The sequence below is a fragment of the Salaquimonas pukyongi genome (assembly GCF_001953055.1).
GTDB lineage: Bacteria > Pseudomonadota > Alphaproteobacteria > Rhizobiales > Rhizobiaceae > Salaquimonas > Salaquimonas pukyongi.
Genome location: NZ_CP019044.1, coordinates 2,716,601 through 2,733,892, shown reverse-complemented (window position 1 = coordinate 2,733,892; position 17,292 = coordinate 2,716,601). Strand labels below are relative to the sequence as shown.

The following is a 17,292-nucleotide window of genomic DNA, read 5'->3' as shown; positions in this document are numbered from 1 at the left end:
GCAATTGCGGCTCTGAAGAGTTAACAGGGAGGCGTCAAACAAGGTGATGACCAGCACCACCCGGATTGAACCCGGTAAAAACCGGATGCATGTATTAAAGCCCCATAAAGCCTAACAAATGGTTAACGGGTTTGCCGTTATGATGAAAAAGGTCATCCAGGCTTGGAAAACAGCGCCTCGGCGGCGCTTAAATGGTCGCTTTTTGCCTCGTATGCGGCGTTTAGCCGGGCAATCTCGGCTTCCAGGATTTCGATGGTCGCGGTAATTTCCTCCACCGACATGTCCTCAAGATTTTGGCCGATGGCATAGGCCGGTTTCTTTTTTTCTTCCTCCTCATCGAACATCGTGTTTCTCCCGATTTTGCCTCAACCCGGCCAAACCAACCATATTTCCGGTGGTTCAACGGTGCCTGGGTGGTTGACCGCAAAGGTGCCAGACGGCAAGCATGACGGCAATGGAAATGAGTTTTGACCCCAGGATACTGCAATGGCAAGCGCGCTGCCGGAAACCATGACTGCCGTGGAAATCTCCGAACCTGGCGGGCCGGAGGTCCTCAAACCGGTCACGGTGCCGTTGCCCAGGCCCGGCAAGGGAGAAATACTGATCCGTGTTGACCATGCCGGCGTCAACCGGCCGGACTGTCTTCAGCGTGCGGGTGCCTATCCCCCGCCCAAGGGTGCAAGTCCGCTACCGGGCCTGGAAGTTTCCGGCACGGTTGTGGCCGCTGGAAGTGGACTAACGCCCGGCATCATGGGCAAGGCCGTGATGGCCCTGTCGCCCGGCGGCGGCTATGCGCAGTATGTTGTGGTGCACGCAAGCAACGCTCTACCGGTTCCAGCCGGCCTTTCCATGGCGCAGGCAGCGGCAGTCCCGGAGACCTTCTTTACCGTTTGGCACAATGTGTTTCAGCGGGGCGGGCTAAGGAAGGGGGAGGTTTTCCTCGTTCATGGCGGATCGAGCGGCATCGGCACCACCGCCATCCAGCTTGCCAAGGCATTCGGGGCTGTGGTGATCGCAACTGCGGGAAGCGATGAGAAATGCAACCTGTGCCGCGAACTTGGTGCCGATCTGGCGATCAACTATCGTGAGCAGGATTTTGTCGAGGCGGCCCGGCACTATACCGATGGCCGCGGCACCGACCTCATTGTCGACATGGTCGGCGGCAGCTATATCGAGCGCAATTACGATGCATCAGCTGAAGACGGGCGCATCGTGCAGATTGCCTTTCTGGGCGGGCCGAAGGCCGAGGTCAATTTCGCCAAGCTGATGGTCAAGCGGCTAACCCATACGGGCTCCACGCTGCGCCCGCGCAGCACCGAATTCAAGGCACAGATCGCTCGCGAACTGGAAGAGCAGGTTCTGCCGCTTGTCGAAGCAGGAAGGGTTTTGCCGGTGATGCATTCGACCTTTGCGCTCGAAGAGGCGGCCAAGGCCCATGCCTTGATGGAATCAGGCGATCTCACCGGCAAGATCGTTCTGGAGGTTTCCCATGACCAATAAACAGAAAACGGACGAGGAAACCGTCGCTGTCTACGATGCGCGGGTAGGCGATTATACCAGGATGATCGAGCGGACAGGTGACAATCCGGCCCTCATTTCCTTCATGGAACTGGTGCGGCCCGGAGGAATAGTGCTCGACCTTGGGTGCGGGCCGGGCAATTCTGCCGCCATTCTCAAACAGCACGGCTTTGATGTTGAGGCGGTGGATGCATCGGCGGCAATGGTTCAGGCTGCAAGTGACATGCATGGCATTGCCGTTCGCCAGGCGACGTTTGAGGATGATTATCGGGACAACGCCTATGATGGTATCTGGGCCAATTTCAGCCTGTTGCATGCGCCGCGGGAGCGATTTTCAGATCTGATTGCCAAGTTTGCCGCATGCTTGCGCGAGCAGGGGGTATTCCATCTTGGTACGAAGCTCGGTACAGGCGAAGCGCGCGATCGTCTTGGACGGTATTATGCATATTATTCGCGGGAGGAGTTGATGGCGTATTTTCATGCGGGGGGGCTTACGCCAGTGCGCGAATTTACCGGTGAAAGTGCGGGGCTTTCGGGAGAAACGGCCTCCTGGATCGAGATACAGGCGCGGCGTGGCGACGAAAGCAGCAATGGGAGCAGCAATGGGAGCAGCAATGGTGCGTAACCCACATCTTCAGTTGCAGATCATGATTGCCACCGCTATATAGGTTTTATTCCCGACAATGCGTCGAAATTGCCCTTCAAGAAGGGCGCCCCCAGAACCCGGGCGGGCAGACAGCAGGTTTTTACCCGAAAGGACGATTGAACCATGGCCGAACTTCTCATGCCCAAGGCAACCGCCGTCTGGCTGGTGGACAACACTTCGCTTTCCTTCGACCAGATTGCCGAGTTCTGCAAACTGCATCCGCTGGAAGTCAGGGCTATTGCCGATGGCGAAGCTGCCCAGGGCATCAAGGGGCTTGACCCGATCTCCACCGGCCAGCTTACACGAGACCAGCTTGAAAAGGCCCAGAGCGATCCGAACTTCAAGCTGAAACTGCAGGAGTCGCGGATCAAAATCCCGGCTGCCAAGCGCAAGCGACCGCGCTATACGCCAGTCTCCAAGCGTCAGGACAGGCCCAATGCGATTCGCTGGCTGACCCGCAACCATCCTGAACTGAAGGATTCGCAGATCATTCGCCTTGTCGGCACGACCAAGAACACGATTGAGGCAATTCGCGAAGGCACGCACTGGAATGCAGCAAATCTGACGCCGATGGACCCGGTGACGCTGGGTTTGTGCACCCAGATCGCGCTCGATTTCGAAGTGCAGAAAGCCAACAAGAATCGTCCGGTCGAAGAGCAGAATGCACCGGTCCCCGCTGAACCGGGGGATCAGCTCATTCCCGCTTCCGAAACACAGGCCCTGGCTGAAGCCCAGGCGGCTGAAGCGGTTGAGCAGTCAGGTGAAGCAGTAGATGCAGCTTCCGTCTTCTCCGACTTCGGGAATCTCAACAAGCCCAAAGCAGCAGAAGAAGACAGCGCGAGCGGTGAGGCCGGGAGCAATGTTGCAACCGGCGACACAGCCCCCGGCGACACAGGGACCGGCGACACAGGGACTGACGACACTGGAACTGGTGAAGCTGAAGCCGGCGATGCGGAGACTGATGTCGAAGGAACTGGCGGAGATGAAGCGGCCTCTGGCGGCGAAGACAAAGCCTAGAGCGTGTCCTGGTTGGATGGAATCGTTTGAACTTGGTTCCTTGCCCTTCGGGCAGCGCCGGAAAATACTGACAGTGCCTGCACTGCGTCGCATTTTCCTCCTTGCCGAAGACCAAACTCCCGGCGCTCAAACGGTTCCATTTAAGCCGGACACGCTCTAGCGTTCATTGCAGTTGTCCGGACGGTGGGCAGGTCCTTCGCGGCTCATCTGCAGCAGATAGTCGCGCAGGGTTCGGCCCTTTGCCGGTTTGGCCTGCTCACCGGTTTCGCGCATTGACCGGATACGGTCGATACGGAAGGAACGGAAGTCTCCCCGGAGCCTGCACCAGGCGGCAACGGTCCAGGTCTTGCCCCAATAGTTGAGGCCGATCGGTTCAATCTCCCGCCTGGTGGGCTCGCGCTCCGGTGCTTCATAGTCCAGTTCCAGTACCGTGCGATTTGCAATTGCGGCGTTAAGGTCGTCAAGGCGGCGCTTGAGAAAAGCGGGCATCTGGAAATCAAAGGCGAAGACCGGTGTCGTCTGGGCCATGCCGCGCATGTCGTCGGGCAGGATATTGTCGATTTTCGACAGGGCGGTCTCAGCGGCAAGCGCCATGCGGGCGCCGCTCCATGCGCCGACCATGCGCGCACCGACGATCAGGGCGGAAACCTCTTCGCGGCTGAACATGATCGGCGGCAGATCATAGCCTTCGCGCATCATGTAGCCGATCCCGGCCTCCCCATCGATGGGGACGCCGGAGCCCTGCAGATCGGCAATGTCGCGATAGATGGTGCGCTCGGAAACCTCCAGCCGGTCGGCCAGCATGCGGGCGGTGATCAACCGCCCTGAGCGCATGATCTGGACAATCTGAAACAGGCGGTCCGCGCGGCGCATGGTTTAGTTAAACAGGCCGATGGAATTGCCGGCCGGATCGACGGCATAGAAGAACCGTCCGCCGGGAATATCGATGGCCGGGGACACGACCTGGCCGCCGGCGGCCGTTACCCGTTCCATCACCTTTTCCAGGGGATCGGCGACGGCAAGGTGAATGGTGTTACCATTGCCGGCACCTGCAGGTTCGCCTGGATATAGATGCCCCGACACGCCTTCATCTGACATGCTCGAAAACATCACCATGGGATTGGGCCCGTCATTGTTTCGGGTCATCGAAATCGCCAAAACATCCTCATAGAAGCGCTGTGCGGCATCGAGATCGGTGACGGGAATTTCAAACCAGACGGCGGTGTTTTTTGGTGCATCGGACATGATCGGTTCCTTTTGGAAGAGGGTGGATGATGCCTGCACTCTTGCACACCGCTCCTGACAACTACCTGTCAGGAGGCTGGCAGCTTCTACCCGTCTTCCTTCACCGGAACGGTATAGTTCAGCCCAAGCCTTCCGCCATCGGCGTAGATGGTCTGCCCGGTGACGTAGCTCGCATCACCAGAGGCAAGGAAGGCAACGATGGAGGCGATTTCCGCCGGATCGCCGATACGGCCCATCGGGGTGCGCGAGAGGACCTTGTGACGGGCTGCCTTGTCGTTGGCCACCGACGCAAGCATGTCGGTCATGATCGATCCCGGGCCGATCGCGTTGACGCGAATGCCATGTTCGGCAAGGGACAGTGCCATGACCTTTGTAAGCTGGTTGATGCCGCCCTTGGAAACCGAATAGGGAACCTGATTGGGAATCGCGAACACTGCGTTTACCGAGGACATGTTGATGATGGCGCCCGGCTCCTGGCCTTTGCCTACCTGCTCCACCATGTGTTTTGCCACGGCCTGGCCACACAGGAAGGCGCCTTTCAGGTTGACGGAAAGTACCCGGTCGAAATCTTCCTCATTGAGTTCAAGAAATTCACCGGCGATCAGCATGCCGGCATTGTTGACCAGAATATCGATGCGATCGTGCAGGTCGAGTGCAGATGCAACAAGGTTGTGAACGTCCAGCTTCTGGCTGACATCGCAGTGGATGTAGGTGCAGGAGTTGATCTTGGACAGGGTTTTGGCGGCTTCCTGGCCCTTCGAATCGTTGACATCGGCAATGATGACCTTCGCCTTTTCCCTCAGCAGGCGCTCGGCAATGGCGTATCCTATGCCCTGTGCTGCTCCGGTGACGATGGCGATCTTGTTTTCCAGATTTGGCATGTAAGACTCCATGTGAATTTGGCCGGACAATGGAACTGCATGAGACAAAGGTCAAGCGGCTGCCGAACCTCCCGGCGGGCCACAAAATGCGGATTTCCGCCGAAAGCGGTATTGACACAGAAAGCTACTTATTGGTGTATGTGTCTTGCCGGATTCGCCTTGTGGGAAGGCTTCGGCAAAGCCGGTTGCCGGTTCTTGTGGGGTATCAATGGAACTCAATGCAGATTTTTCCCAGCGGGTGGTAATTCGTCCGGAGGACTACAAGTGGACGGCCTCTCCGGCGCCCGGTGTCGAGCGAATGATGCTTGAACGGGTTGGTGGTGAGGTTGCGCGGGCAACAACCATCGTACGGTTTGCGGCAGGCTCGCACTTTGCAGCGCATACCCATGACGGTGGCGAGGAATTTCTTGTGCTGGACGGGGTCTTTTCCGATGAAAGCGGCGATTACCCGGCAGGCAGCTATGTGCGCAATCCGATTGGCACCAGCCACACACCCCGCACCGCGCAAGGATGCACGATGTTCGTGAAACTGCATCAGTTTTCAGCCAGTGATACCGAACAGTTTTCGCTCGATACCCGCAGCATGCGTTTTGTTGAGGGTCTGGCAGACGGCTTGACCATGCTGCCATTGCACAGCACAGCCAATGAGAATGTCGTGCTTGTCAAATGGGAGCCGGGCGCCCGCATGGTTTCCCATGACCATTGGGGCGGAGAAGAGGTGCTGGTGCTGGAAGGCAGGCTGCAGGACGAGCACGGGGACTACCCCAAAGGCACCTGGATACGCAATCCGCACATGTGGCGCCATGCGCCGTTTTCGCAGGATGGCTGTCTAGCCTATGTGAAAACCGGCCATCTGGAACTGACCGGTTTTTAACCTGACCGGCGTTTGCGGTTGCAGAAGAGCCGCCGGCTGCCCGGCGCTGCCCTTTACCCACCTGCTTTCGTTCGGTACGGTGGGGAAACGAGCACCCGCAGGCAAGACATACTTGGCGGCCTCTTAAACTCACCCCACAGCGAAAGAGAAATTCATGACCCAGGTCAAGACGGGTGACACCGTGCGCATACATTATTCCGGCACGCTGGCCGACGGCACCCAGTTCGACAGCTCAAAGGGCCGCGACCCGCTGGAATTCGTGGTTGGCTCCGGCCAGATCATTCCCGGACTGGATCAGGCGATCCCCGGAATGGCGGTTGGTGACACGAAAACCGTCGATGTTGCTGCCGATCAGGCCTACGGCGCTGTCAATCCGTCGGCGATCCAGAGCGTGCCGCGCTCACAAGTGCCGCCGGAAATCGAACTTGAAGTCGGCATGCAACTGCAAATTCAGGCGCCGGACGGACGCACTGTTCCTGTGACGGTAAGCGGAATGGACGAGGAGAGCGTGACGCTGGACATGAACCACCCCCTGGCCGGCGAGGATCTGTCTTTCGACATCGAACTTGTTTCCATCGACAAAACTTAGGATGCCAGCCCGCGTTCTTTCAGCGCGTCGGTAATTTCGTCGAGGATTGCCGGATCATCGATGGTTGCCGGCATTTTCCACTCCATGCCGTCAGCAATCTTCTGCATGGTCGCGCGCAGGATTTTGCCGGAGCGTGTCTTGGGAAGCCGCGGCACCATAACCGCTGTCTTGAAGGCTGCGACCGGGCCGATTTTCTCGCGCACCAGGGCGATGATTTCCCTCTCGATTTCGGCAGGGTCACGGTCGACGCCGGCATTAAGGATGCAGAAGCCGACCGGCATCTGTCCCTTCATCTTGTCGGCAACCCCGATCACTGCGCATTCGGCAACGTCCTTGTGCCCGGCGATGACTTCCTCCATGCCGCCGGTTGAGAGGCGGTGGCCGGCCACATTGATGATGTCGTCGGTGCGGGCCATGATGAAGAGATAGCCTTCATCGTCGATAATGCCGGCATCGGCCGTTTTGTAGTAGCCGGGAATTTCCTCAAGATAGGCTTCGCGGAAGCGCTTGTCGGCATTCCACAGTGTCGGCAGGCAGCCCGGCGGCAGGGGCAGTTTGACGACGACATTGCCCAGTTCGCCTGTTTTCACGGGATGGCCGGCATCGTCAAGCACCTGGATGTCGTAGCCGGGCATGGCGACGGTCGGTGAACCGTATTTGACCGGCAGGGCACCAAGGCCAACTGGGTTTCCTGCAATGGTCCAGCCTGTCTCGGTCTGCCACCAGTGGTCGTAAACCGGGACGCTCAATTTCTGCTCGGCCCACTGGATGGTGTCGGGGTCGGCCCGCTCCCCTGCAAGAAACAGCGCCCGGAAGCCCGACATGTCATAGTCGTCGATCAGCTTGCCTTCCGGGTCTTCCTTCTTGATGGCGCGGAAGGCTGTCGGTGCGGTGAACAGCGTCGATACCTTGTGTTCGGAAATCACCCGCCAGAACGTGCCGGCATCAGGTGTTCCGACCGGCTTGCCCTCGAACAGGACCGTGGTGCAGCCATGCAGCAGCGGCGCATAGACGATGTAGGAGTGGCCCACGACCCAGCCGACATCGGAAGCTGCCCAGTAGACCTCTCCCGGCTCCACATTGTAGATTGCCTTCATCGTCCATTTGAGCGCCACCATGTGGCCGCCATTGTCGCGCACCACGCCCTTGGGCTGGCCGGTGGTGCCGGAAGTGTAGAGGATGTAGAGGGGATCGGTGGCAGCAACCGGAACGCAGGGAACTTCGGCGCCTGCCGAGCGGGCTGCACCTACTGCCTTTGCGTAGTCGATGTCGCGGCCGGGGATGAGATCGCAGCCGTGCTGCTCGCGCTGCAGAACGATGCAGGTCTCGGGCTTGGAGGCCGACATTTCGATGGCTTCGTCCAGCAGCGGCTTGTAGGCAACGACGCGGTTGGGTTCGATGCCGCAGGAGGCCGAAATGATCATTTTCGGGGTCGCATCGTCAATGCGGGTGGCAAGCTCACGGGCGGCAAATCCACCAAAAACCACGGAGTGAATGGCGCCAAGGCGGGCACAGGCAAGCATGGCAAAGGCTGCCTCCGGCACCATCGGCATGTAGATGATGACCCGATCGCCGGCGGCAACGCCCTTTTCCTGCATAACGCTGGCGAGCGCCTCGACCTCGTCTTTCAATTCCTCATAGGTAATGGTTCGCTGGCTGCCGGTGATCGGACTGTCATAGATGATGGCGGCCTGACCGGCGCGTCCACGCTCCACGTGACGGTCGACGGCATTGTAGCAGGTGTTGCAGGTCGCGCCGGTAAACCACCGGCCATAAACGCCTTCATCGGGCTCGAACACCTTGTCGAACGGTGTGAACCAGTCGATCTCGCCAGCCTGCTCTTTCCAGAAGCCTTCCGGGTCTGCTTTCCATCCCTCATAGACGTCGTGATAGGTCGAAGCCATGTGATCCTCCCGTTCCACCTTGAAATCCGCTCGCTCCCTAACTCTTACACGGGGAAAAGTGTGCAAGTCCATCCAACGAAAGGTGAGGGTATGAAGGCTCGAAATGCCCTTTCGTTGTGCAATGATGCACAGCTTTTGGGGCAACTCCGGCGAGAGCCCGGGGATTGCAGCGGCATAGGCAGGTATATAAGAATTGCCTTATGACCTACCGGCGGGCCCAGTGCAGTTGCGGCCAGTTGTTTGCCGAATGTGAAGGCGAACCGGAACGTGTTTCGCTTTGCCATTGCAGGGCGTGCAAGCAGCGTACGGGCAGCAGTTTCGGCAATGCCGCTTTTTACCGGCTTGAGAAAGCGCGCTTGCATGGTGTTTCAAAGGTCCATGTTCGGATCAGCGAAAGCGGCTATGCGGTCAAGCACCATTTTTGCCCGGAATGCGGCAGTACGGTGTATTGGTATCCGGAGAGAATGCCCGAACTCGTTGCAGTCGGTGTCGGTGCATTTTCCGATCCGGAATTTCCGGCCCCGGCACAGGAAGTTCATTGTGACAGCCGGGATGCGTGGCTGCCGGATTTCCTCTTTAGCCGCCGGGACTAGGGTCAGGATCTGCGCTGCCTGCTTCCAACTGCGCGATGTAATCGGCAAGGCCTTCGGCCCATTCCCGGTATCCCCTTGCAGAGGCGTGGAAGCCGTCAACCGCGAAATTTTCGGCAACCGGCTGCCACTCCGAAACAGGTGCCAGAGCGCCGCGCTCACGGCAGAGTATCTTGCCGTTTCTGTCGATGATGCGTGAGCGGATGCCGAGAATTCTTCCGAGCAGCACCGGCAGTGCCGGGACACTCGCCATGTCGAGCACGCCGGCCCAGATTATGGTCGCTGAAGGCCATTTCGCCTTGAGTGCATATAACAGCGTGCCGAATTCCTTGCAGAAGCGGCGGCCAGTGTGAAAATTTTTGGCGTCGTTGGTGCCGATATTGAGGCAGATATAGTCATAATCTTCCCGTGCCAGATGCGGCACGACGTAGTCGCGAATCTGGCCGGCGGTTGCCGAGTTGTTGCCGGAAATACGAACCGCCACCGGGCGATCAAGTTTTTCCGCCAGTAAGCCTGGCAATTGTCCCCCCAGGCTTTCCCCGGTGGTCAGGACGCCAACGCCGGCGGCGGATGAATCACCGATGATCAGCACTTTCACGGGGTTGCCTGAATCGGGCCCATTGCTTTCAATCCACGGTTTTGCGGGCGGCGGGGCAAACCGTGTTGAACGGCGGCGCACGCCCAGCCCCTGCCAGACATAGGCTGGAAAGGCGAGCCAGGAAAAGAGTACGTCAAAACGGGATACGGTCGGCGGTTGCATGCGGCGTGATATAGTCATGCAAACCAAAAAGCCAAGTGTGGCAGTTCGATTTGCCCGGTCTTTGTTGACGGGTCCTGCCCCAACTTGATCTGGCGCAAGGCGTAGCCTGACGTCACGGGCCATGAAGCAACATGGCTGAACTTGAACATTCCCACGACCGATTTGCAATCCGGGCGCGTCTGCGGGCGGAGGCAAAGCCTTCCTATGTGCGCGATTTCGTTTATGGCGGCATCGACGGGGCAGTCACAACGTTTGCGGTGGTTGCAGGTGTGGTGGGCGCTGAACTTTCCGCCACCATCATCATGATCCTGGGCTTTGCCAATCTGCTGGCTGACGGATTTTCGATGGCAGCGGCGAATTATTCGGGCACCAAGACGGTGATTGACGATATTGCCCGCATTCAGGCGATTGAAAAGCGTCATATAGCAGAGGCGCCGGAAGGCGAGCGCGAAGAAGTGCGGCAGATCCTGGCTTCCAAGGGGCTAGATGGAGAGGTGCTGGAAACAGCTGTTGCGCGCATTACCGCCGACCAGCGCCAATGGATCAACCTGATGGTGACGGAAGAATACGGCTTGTCCCTGACGCAGCCCGATCCGTTGAAAGCAGGTCTGGTGACCTTTTCCGCCTTTGCCCTTTGCGGGGCCATTCCGCTGCTGCCCTTTGCGTTTGGCGTTGCAGATGCCTTTGTTGTGTCGAGCGGGATGACAGCACTGACCTTCTTTGGCATCGGTGCGGTGAAAAGCCGGTGGTCGCTTTCCCACTGGGTGCGCTCCGGGCTGGAAACGCTTGCGATCGGCGGTGGTGCGGCTGCCCTTGCCTATCTTGTCGGCTATCTGCTTCGCGGGCTTGCCTGATAGGGCTTGGCCGGCGGGAACCGATCGGCGGCGCAAACGTTCTCTTTCTTCAGCTTGGGTTCATCGTGGTTTGTTTATGAATCCGGCATTGTCAATACGAGGAAGAACCATGGCCAAATCCCGTTTATATCTTGGAACTGCTCTTGCCGTCGTCATTGCCGCCTCATCCGGCGGTGGGTTGCAATCGCTGAGCACAGCCAATGCACAGGAAAGCCAGACCGGAGCGGAAGCTGTCGATTGTACGGCAGACCCTGCCGCTGAAGGATGCGCGGCAGCCGAAGAGGCACAGGCAGAAGAGAGCCAGGTTTCCGAACCTGCACCTGAACCGCAGGTGGCAGAAGAGCCTGCGCCCGAGCAGCCGGTAGAGGAGGCCGTTGAGGCCGAGCAGCCGGTAGAGGAGGCCGTTGAGGCCGAGCCGCCGCAGGAGGTTGCAGAGCCGCAAACGGCGGAACAGCCAGAGCAGCCTGCTCCGGAAGAAGGGGCGCAAGCCTCAGAAGCAGCCAGTGAAGCTGTCACCGAACCTGCTAGTGAAACGACAGGGAAGACGGCAGCGGAAACGGTAGAGGAGCTGGTGGAAGAACCGGCCGAACAAACCGTAGAAGATTCAGCGGAGGAGCCGGCGAGCGACTCGGCAAGCAGTGCCGATGATGAAACTGCTGATGAAACCGTGCAGTCTGAAACCACCGCCGATGGTGGCGAGGAGGCTGTAACTACCGGCAAGAAGCAGAAGAAGAAAAAGAAGAAGCGCAAGGCAAAGGCTGAGGAAACCGAAGCTTCACAGAGCGACAGCGCCGATGGTGGTCAGCAGGAAGAGACTGCCCCCGAAGGCGAAGAAGCTGATGAAGCTGATGAAGCTGAAACGGCTGAGACGGAAACTGGTGCTGATGACGCGGAAAGTGATGGCGGCGATACCGCCGAAGCGCCGCAACCCTCACCCGATGCGCCTGAACCCAAGGCTGTTGCCGCTGAACCGATAGAAGAACAGATCGAAAAAGCGGAAGAAACGCAGACTGCAGTGGTTCCCGAGAAAATAACCAAGGCAGAGCGCAAGAAACTGAAGAAGGCCGAGAAGAAGCGCCGCAAAAAGGCGCGCGAGCGCCGCGAGGAACTGCTTGGCGCTGCTGCCGCGGGAGCTGTGATCGGTGCTCTGATTCCCATCCTTGGCGGCAGGGTGGTTGAGGATGAAGGCGACCGGTTCGTTGTGGAACGTAATGGCGAGTACATTGTGCGCCGGGACGATAGCGCCCTGTTCCGGCATGATGCAGAACGGGTCGAAATCGAACATCTGCCGCGTGGCCGCACGAGGGAGACGGTTTACCGGCAGAACGGTTCACGCATCGTGACCCTGCGCGATGCCGGCGGATATGTGCTCATGCGCAAGCGAATCCGGCGCGATGGGCAGGAGATCGTGCTTTTCGATGCGTTTGAGGAGGATCAGCGCTTTGTCGATTATGATCGCGCCCTGCCGCCGATCCAGATCACCATTCCCCGCGATGAATATATTGTTCCTGCGCGCCGTTATGGACGCCGGCAGCTTGCGGAGATACTGGCCGCGCCGCCGGTTGAAGTGCTGCCCCAGCAATTCACCCTGCGTGAAGTGCGCGAAAACGAGCGATTGCGCCAGTATGTACGGCGTGTCGATCTCGATACGGTAACCTTCGATTCCGGCAGCTATTATGTCAGCGAGTCGCAAGTGCCTTATCTTGCGGACGTTGCCGGCGGCATGCTCGACGTTATCGATGAAAATCCAGGCGCGGTGTTCCTGGTGGAAGGCCATACCGATGCGGTCGGCCCGGATTTGTACAATCTGACCCTGTCGGACCGCCGTGCGGAAACGGTTGCCCGCATTCTGGTCGAAGCCTATGGCGTTCCGCCGGAAAACCTGGTGGTCGAAGGCTATGGCGAGCAGTTCCTCAAAATCGATACCCAGGCAGACGAGCGCCGCAACCGGCGGGTGACCGTTCGTAACATCAGCCCGCTGCTGCAGACCGCCGGGAATTGACGGCTTTGATGAGCCCGCTGCCAGTCCCCTGAACAGCAAAAAGGCCGGTTCTCAGCGAACCGGCCTTCTTTCATTCAAAGTGAGGCTGTGAGTTATGCCGCTTTTTCCAGATCAGCCTGCCAGGTGCCAAGGGCAGCCATGCCGTTCATCTTGGCGCGATGGGCAAAGGCGCGCTGGGCGGCAGCAACATTTTCCTTCTTGCCGCCCCAGGCCTTGAGTGCGGCAGCCTGCAAGGCACGGCCGTAGGAATAGGTCAGTTTCCACGGCATGTCGTACATGGCGTTCATGGCTGACAGATGTGCCGTTGCCTCTTCATCGGACTGGCCGCCCGAAAGGAAGGCGATGCCCGGTACGGAAGCCGGTACGCAGTTTTTCAACACGCGAACCGTGCGCTCGGCAACTTCCTCAACAGAGGCTTTCTTGCCGGACTTCTGCCCAGGCACGATCATGTTCGGCTTGAGCACCATGCCTTCAAGATTGACGCCTGCATAGTACAGCTCCTGGAACTGTTCCTTCAGGGCCCATTCGGTGACGGCCTGACAGCGCTCAATGTCATGGGTTGAATGTTCACCATCCATCAGCACTTCCGGCTCCACGATCGGCACGATGCCGGCTTCCTGGCAGAGGGCAGCATAGCGGGCGAGTGCGTGGGCATTGGCATGAATGCAATTGTGCGACGGCGTATTGTCGCTGATGGTGATGACGGCACGCCATTTGGCAAACCGCGCGCCGGCCTCATGGTATTTTTCCAGCCGGCCGCGCAGCCCGTCGAGCCCTTCGGTCACCTTTTCAATCGAAGTGCCGCTGAGGGCCTGTGCGCCCTTGTCGACCTTGATGCCCGGAACAGCGCCGGCCGCCTTGATGAGGTCAACCAGCGGGGTGCCGTCTTCAGCCTTTTGAAACAGGGTTTCCTCGAACAGGATGACGCCGGAGATGTAGTTCTTCATCGCCTCTTCGGCGCGGAACAGCATCTCGCGGTAGTCGCGGCGGTTCTCCTCCGTCGATTCCACATTGATGGAATCAAACCGCTTCTTGATGGTGCCGGTGGATTCGTCGGCTGCCAGAATGCCCTGGCCCTCGGCGACCATGGCGATGGCAATGTCTTCAAGGCGTTCAGTCATGTATCTTTCCTCGTGCGGTTGTCATCTGTCTGAAAATTCGGTGGCCTCCCATATCAGAGCAGGTTGCGGTTTGAAATTGGCTGGGGACATTTCGAAACGATTCAATAAAATTCAATCGTTTGAAGCCACAGGTTTTTGCGGCCAGCGTTAACGCCGCGCGGTCATTTGCTCCGGTTTGCCATATTTACAGCGTTGAATGAGGGTAGGCAGTGCCATGTTTTACAAGACGTTTCTGACCGACCCATCCTTCATGGCAGACCCGGCGCCTTATCTGGCGGACCTGCGCCAGCAAGGCCCGCTGGTGCGCACCCGACTTCCGATCATCGGCGAGATATGGATCGCCACCACCCAAGAGGCGCTGGGGCTCGTATTGAAGGATAATGAAAACTTCTCCATGCGGCGGGCAGATGGCGGTGTGACCGGCGCTCAGTGGTGGATGCCCAGAACGGTTCGCCTGCTGGCCAACAACATGCTGACAATGGACGAACCCGATCACCGGAGGCTTCGCAGCCTGGTCGATCTGGTTTTCCGCCGCGATGCGGTGATGGCACTTGAGCCGAAAATCGCCAGGCTGGCGGATGCGTTCTCAGCAGGTCTCTTTTCAAACGGGGAACCTGCCGATCTGCAAACGCGGTTTGCCCGCATCCTGCCGCTTGCGGTGATCTGCGAGATGCTTGGCATTCCAGAGAGCGACCGGGTGAAATTCAGCCGCTGGGCGGAAGGATTGACGACCGTGAACGGGATGCTGAGTTTTCTGGCTATCATGCCGGGGATCTCGAAGATGCGGCGCTATGTGGCTGGCGAGATTGCCCGTCAGCGCGAGGCGCCGGGAAACGGGCTCATCGGTGAGTTGGTCAACATGCAGGCCGAAGGCGCCGACATCAGCGATGAGGAGCTCACTGCGATGGTTTTCCTGCTGCTGGTGGCCGGTCACGAGACCACCACCCATGTGTTGACCGGCGGTGTTTACGAAATCCTTTCGAGGCCGGGTAAGGCCCGTTGGCTGATGGCGGATGAAAGCCGGATGGCGCTCGCGGTGGAAGAACTGCTGCGCATGGTATCTGCGGTACAGTTCACCAAGCCGCGCAATGTACGGCGGGATATGGAGTTGTTGGGTGCCAAGCTGAGCAAGGGTGATGTGATAATGCCGATGATCGCTGCCGCCAATTTCGATCCTGACGCAATCGATGAACCTGAAAAACTCGATCTTGAGCGGCGGCCCAACCGGCACGTTGCGTTCGGTGCCGGCATTCACTTCTGCCTCGGCCATCAGTTGGCGCGGCTGGAAATCGCCTGCGGTCTGCGGGCCCTGTTCAAGCGCTGGCCCCATCTTGCACTCGACGATCCGAACAATGTGCACTGGCGTTCGCGCGCCGGTATCCGTGCGCTGGACGGGCTGATGGTGGTACCTGGCTAGAGCGTGTCCTGGTTAGCTGGAAGCAGTTTGAATGGGCGGAAAAGACGCCACAGCCGGTGCAATACCATGTTGAATACCTTTTATTCTGCAATCGCCTGAACCTGGTTCCCGGGCCCTCGGACCGCGTTGCGAAACGCTGACAGTGCCTGCACCGCTGCGCTTTTTGCGCCTTGCCGAAGACCCGGTAACCGGCGTTCAAACGATTCCATCCAACCAGGACACGCCCTAGAGACCGGCTTGCCTGGCGCAGAACGTTTCCGCCAAGGCGGCTTCGCCTTCACGGCTGAATTCGATCACCCGGGAGTTTTTTGCCCGCCTTGCCCAGCCCAGATCGTAAAAACGGTCAAGCAGGGCGCTGCCCAGTGCGCCAGCAAGGTGCGTGCGGCGTTCACTCCAGTCGAGGCATGACTTGCACAACGGCCGCCTGCCGGTTTTCAGAGCGGTAAGATCGATGCCGAAGCCGGCCATGAGGCGGTTTCCGCTTTCACTCAGGGTGATATTCTCTCCACTCACCTCCAGGTGGCCCCCGGCCGCAAGTCCGTTGTACAGGGATACTCCAAGTTCGCCGGCAAGATGATCATAACAGATGCGGGCCTTGCGCAGTGCTTCGTCGGCCGGCCCCGTGCGGGTGCGCAACAGGCCGCGCTTTGCGGCAAATCCCATCATGGCCTCCAACAGGCTGCCGACATCGTCATCGGCGAGCGTGTAATAGCGGTGTCTGCCCTGCTTGCGCTGAAAGATCAGGCGGGCATCCTCAAGCTTGGAAAGATGAGAGCTGGCTGTTTGCAGCGTAACGCCCGCCTCACCAGCCAGTTCGCTCGCCGTCAGTGCCTTGCCCGACATCAGCGCGGTCAGGATGTTGGCCCGGGCCGGATCGCCAATCAGCGAACCAATGCGGGCTATGTCGGGGCCTTCTTTCATACTTCGATCTTAGTCGAAGCATACTCGGGGTGCAATGGCGTATCTTGACGGCATGCCAACCGGAAGGAGAAAGGCCGTCATGATTACCTGTTTTATCCGCTACCACATCGATCCGGCAAAAAAGGCGTTGTTTGAACAATATGCCCGTAACTGGGGTCAGGCGATCCCGCGGTGCGGGGCCGAACTGATCGGCTATTTTGCGCGCATGAGGGCTCCAGCACGCTTGCCTATGGTGTCTACACCATCGAAAGTCTCGCAGCCTACGAGGCTTACCGCGAGCGGCTTTCGGCCGATCCTGTTGGGCAGGAAAACTATCGTTTTGCCCAGGAGGAGAGGTTTTTGCTGCGTGAAGACCGCACTTTCCTGAAACTGGCTTCCGCGCCTCATGCCAAAAGGATTATGCCGTGATTGCCGTCATTTTCGAGGTCGAGCCTGCCGAAGGGCAGCGCGAAACCTATCTGGACATTGCTGCCAGCCTGCGAAATGAGCTGGAAAAGCTCGACGGGTTCGTTTCCGTTGAGCGGTTTCAAAGTCTTGCAGACCCCGGCAAGATACTGTCGCTTTCCTTCTTCCGCGATGAAGCGGCTGTGAAGGCCTGGCGCAATCTGCCCCATCACCGCAGTGCGCAGGCAGAAGGCCGCAACGGCGTTTTTGCCGGTTACCGGTTGCGGGTAGCGGAAGTAATCCGTGATTACGGGCTTGCCGAACGCGGTGAAGCGCCGCAAGACAGCCGTGCGGTTCATGAAGGAGATATGGGTGGGTAGTCATCAAGGCGCTGTCCGGGTGCAGCCGGCAGCGATGGATTATTTGCTGCTTGGCCTGCAATGGCGGCGCGGGCGGGAAACGCTGTAGTTGAACACGGCGCCCGCGGTATGTAGCTTTGCGCATTCGTGTTAGGGTCAAAACTCAGTGCCACTGAGTTTTGACCCTAACAGACGAGTCCTGATCCCAAC

17 protein-coding genes and 2 pseudogenes are annotated in these 17,292 nt (G+C 58.9%); 11 read left to right on the top strand and 8 right to left on the bottom strand.

What is annotated here, in order from left to right; all coding sequences use genetic code 11:
* Window positions 1-152 precede the first annotated feature (152 nt).
* Entirely contained in the window at window positions 153-344 is a 192-nt protein-coding gene (locus BVL55_RS13100) for a DUF1192 domain-containing protein (RefSeq protein ID WP_075997275.1), read from the bottom strand.
* A 142-nt stretch (window positions 345-486) separates the two neighbouring features.
* On the opposite strand from BVL55_RS13100, the gene BVL55_RS13095 reads away from it, so the two are divergent.
* The 3 genes and pseudogenes from BVL55_RS13095 to BVL55_RS13085 all read left to right on the top strand — a co-directional run.
* Window positions 487-1,500 (top strand): NAD(P)H-quinone oxidoreductase, encoded by a 1,014-nt coding sequence (locus BVL55_RS13095; protein ID WP_075997274.1) that lies wholly within the window; start codon window positions 487-489, stop codon window positions 1,498-1,500.
* A complete protein-coding gene (locus tag BVL55_RS13090) occupies window positions 1,490-2,143 on the top strand; it encodes a class I SAM-dependent methyltransferase (protein ID WP_075997273.1) in 654 nt (217 codons plus the stop codon). The genes BVL55_RS13095 and BVL55_RS13090 overlap by 11 nt, the downstream gene beginning before the upstream one ends.
* Window positions 2,144-2,287: 144 nt before the next feature.
* Window positions 2,288-2,998: pseudogene (locus BVL55_RS13085) on the top strand (DUF1013 domain-containing protein); the annotation flags it as partial.
* 339 nt (window positions 2,999-3,337) lie between these two features.
* Here the strand turns inward: BVL55_RS13085 and BVL55_RS13080 are convergent.
* From BVL55_RS13080 to BVL55_RS13070, 3 genes are all read right to left on the bottom strand, one after another.
* Window positions 3,338-4,054, bottom strand: a complete 717-nt coding sequence (locus BVL55_RS13080) for a helix-turn-helix transcriptional regulator (protein ID WP_075997271.1) — start codon at window positions 4,052-4,054, stop codon at window positions 3,338-3,340.
* 3 nt (window positions 4,055-4,057) lie between these two features.
* A complete protein-coding gene (locus tag BVL55_RS13075) occupies window positions 4,058-4,426 on the bottom strand; it encodes a VOC family protein (protein WP_075998153.1) in 369 nt (122 codons plus the stop codon).
* A gap of 86 nt (window positions 4,427-4,512) precedes the next feature.
* Complete coding sequence (locus BVL55_RS13070; RefSeq protein ID WP_083649675.1) at window positions 4,513-5,307, bottom strand: SDR family NAD(P)-dependent oxidoreductase; 795 nt, start codon at window positions 5,305-5,307, stop codon at window positions 4,513-4,515.
* Between the two features lie 208 nt (window positions 5,308-5,515).
* Here BVL55_RS13070 and BVL55_RS13065 point away from each other — a divergent pair, with 208 nt between their 5' ends.
* On the top strand, window positions 5,516-6,181 hold the full coding sequence (locus BVL55_RS13065) for a cupin domain-containing protein (protein ID WP_075997269.1): 666 nt from the start codon (window positions 5,516-5,518) through the stop codon (window positions 6,179-6,181).
* 154 nt (window positions 6,182-6,335) lie between these two features.
* A complete protein-coding gene (locus tag BVL55_RS13060) occupies window positions 6,336-6,770 on the top strand; it encodes an FKBP-type peptidyl-prolyl cis-trans isomerase (RefSeq protein WP_075997268.1) in 435 nt (144 codons plus the stop codon).
* Here the strand turns inward: BVL55_RS13060 and BVL55_RS13055 are convergent.
* Complete coding sequence (locus BVL55_RS13055) at window positions 6,767-8,674, bottom strand: propionyl-CoA synthetase (protein WP_075997267.1); 1,908 nt, start codon at window positions 8,672-8,674, stop codon at window positions 6,767-6,769. The two genes, BVL55_RS13060 and BVL55_RS13055, sit on opposite strands and share 4 nt — an antisense overlap.
* A gap of 200 nt (window positions 8,675-8,874) precedes the next feature.
* Here BVL55_RS13055 and BVL55_RS13050 point away from each other — a divergent pair, with 200 nt between their 5' ends.
* Window positions 8,875-9,267: a GFA family protein gene (locus BVL55_RS13050; protein ID WP_075997266.1), complete on the top strand. Its 393-nt coding sequence runs from the start codon at window positions 8,875-8,877 to the stop codon at window positions 9,265-9,267.
* Here BVL55_RS13050 and BVL55_RS13045 read toward each other — a convergent pair.
* Window positions 9,251-10,024 carry an SGNH/GDSL hydrolase family protein gene (locus BVL55_RS13045; RefSeq protein WP_075998152.1) on the bottom strand — a complete coding sequence of 258 codons (774 nt, stop codon included), beginning with the start codon at window positions 10,022-10,024 and terminating at the stop codon, window positions 9,251-9,253. The genes BVL55_RS13050 and BVL55_RS13045 overlap by 17 nt on opposite strands.
* A 131-nt stretch (window positions 10,025-10,155) precedes the next feature.
* On the opposite strand from BVL55_RS13045, the gene BVL55_RS13040 reads away from it, so the two are divergent.
* Both BVL55_RS13040 and BVL55_RS17230 read left to right on the top strand, forming a co-directional pair.
* The gene (locus BVL55_RS13040) at window positions 10,156-10,878 is read left to right on the top strand and encodes a VIT1/CCC1 transporter family protein (RefSeq protein WP_075997265.1); all 723 of its coding nucleotides are present in this window, start codon (window positions 10,156-10,158) and stop codon (window positions 10,876-10,878) included.
* Between the two features lie 109 nt (window positions 10,879-10,987).
* Complete coding sequence (locus tag BVL55_RS17230) at window positions 10,988-12,880, top strand: OmpA family protein (RefSeq protein WP_075997264.1); 1,893 nt, start codon at window positions 10,988-10,990, stop codon at window positions 12,878-12,880.
* A 92-nt stretch (window positions 12,881-12,972) separates the two neighbouring features.
* Here BVL55_RS17230 and BVL55_RS13030 read toward each other — a convergent pair whose 3' ends face one another.
* Window positions 12,973-14,001: a class I fructose-bisphosphate aldolase gene (locus BVL55_RS13030; RefSeq protein ID WP_075997263.1), complete on the bottom strand. Its 1,029-nt coding sequence runs from the start codon at window positions 13,999-14,001 to the stop codon at window positions 12,973-12,975.
* Between the two features lie 214 nt (window positions 14,002-14,215).
* On the opposite strand from BVL55_RS13030, the gene BVL55_RS13025 reads away from it, so the two are divergent.
* Window positions 14,216-15,418, top strand: a complete 1,203-nt coding sequence (locus tag BVL55_RS13025) for a cytochrome P450 (protein WP_075997262.1) — start codon at window positions 14,216-14,218, stop codon at window positions 15,416-15,418.
* Window positions 15,419-15,643: 225 nt separating this feature from the next.
* Here the strand turns inward: BVL55_RS13025 and BVL55_RS13020 are convergent, their stop codons facing one another.
* The gene (locus BVL55_RS13020; protein ID WP_075997261.1) at window positions 15,644-16,339 is read right to left on the bottom strand and encodes an ArsR/SmtB family transcription factor; all 696 of its coding nucleotides are present in this window, start codon (window positions 16,337-16,339) and stop codon (window positions 15,644-15,646) included.
* Between the two features lie 79 nt (window positions 16,340-16,418).
* Between BVL55_RS13020 and BVL55_RS13015 the strand changes: the two are divergent.
* Window positions 16,419-16,747 (top strand): annotated as a pseudogene (locus tag BVL55_RS13015) (NIPSNAP family protein).
* A complete protein-coding gene (locus BVL55_RS13010) occupies window positions 16,744-17,103 on the top strand; it encodes an antibiotic biosynthesis monooxygenase family protein (protein ID WP_075997260.1) in 360 nt (119 codons plus the stop codon). Before BVL55_RS13015 ends, BVL55_RS13010 begins: the two are co-directional and overlap by 4 nt.
* Window positions 17,104-17,292: the final 189 nt, after the last annotated feature.

Coding starts and splice junctions, on each gene's coding strand:
- BVL55_RS13050 (WP_075997266.1), top strand. CDS start 8,875: ATGACCTACCGGCGGGCCCAGTGCAGTTGCGGCCAGTTGTTTGCCGAA.
- BVL55_RS13045 (WP_075998152.1), bottom strand. CDS start 10,024: ATGCAACCGCCGACCGTATCCCGTTTTGACGTACTCTTTTCCTGGCTC.
- BVL55_RS13060 (WP_075997268.1), top strand. CDS start 6,336: ATGACCCAGGTCAAGACGGGTGACACCGTGCGCATACATTATTCCGGC.
- BVL55_RS13065 (WP_075997269.1), top strand. CDS start 5,516: ATGGAACTCAATGCAGATTTTTCCCAGCGGGTGGTAATTCGTCCGGAG.
- BVL55_RS13025 (WP_075997262.1), top strand. CDS start 14,216: ATGTTTTACAAGACGTTTCTGACCGACCCATCCTTCATGGCAGACCCG.
- BVL55_RS13020 (WP_075997261.1), bottom strand. CDS start 16,339: ATGAAAGAAGGCCCCGACATAGCCCGCATTGGTTCGCTGATTGGCGAT.
- BVL55_RS13055 (WP_075997267.1), bottom strand. CDS start 8,674: ATGGCTTCGACCTATCACGACGTCTATGAGGGATGGAAAGCAGACCCG.
- BVL55_RS13030 (WP_075997263.1), bottom strand. CDS start 14,001: ATGACTGAACGCCTTGAAGACATTGCCATCGCCATGGTCGCCGAGGGC.
- BVL55_RS13090 (WP_075997273.1), top strand. CDS start 1,490: ATGACCAATAAACAGAAAACGGACGAGGAAACCGTCGCTGTCTACGAT.
- BVL55_RS13100 (WP_075997275.1), bottom strand. CDS start 344: ATGTTCGATGAGGAGGAAGAAAAAAAGAAACCGGCCTATGCCATCGGC.
- BVL55_RS13040 (WP_075997265.1), top strand. CDS start 10,156: ATGGCTGAACTTGAACATTCCCACGACCGATTTGCAATCCGGGCGCGT.
- BVL55_RS13080 (WP_075997271.1), bottom strand. CDS start 4,054: ATGCGCCGCGCGGACCGCCTGTTTCAGATTGTCCAGATCATGCGCTCA.
- BVL55_RS17230 (WP_075997264.1), top strand. CDS start 10,988: ATGGCCAAATCCCGTTTATATCTTGGAACTGCTCTTGCCGTCGTCATT.
- BVL55_RS13075 (WP_075998153.1), bottom strand. CDS start 4,426: ATGTCCGATGCACCAAAAAACACCGCCGTCTGGTTTGAAATTCCCGTC.
- BVL55_RS13070 (WP_083649675.1), bottom strand. CDS start 5,307: ATGCCAAATCTGGAAAACAAGATCGCCATCGTCACCGGAGCAGCACAG.
- BVL55_RS13095 (WP_075997274.1), top strand. CDS start 487: ATGGCAAGCGCGCTGCCGGAAACCATGACTGCCGTGGAAATCTCCGAA.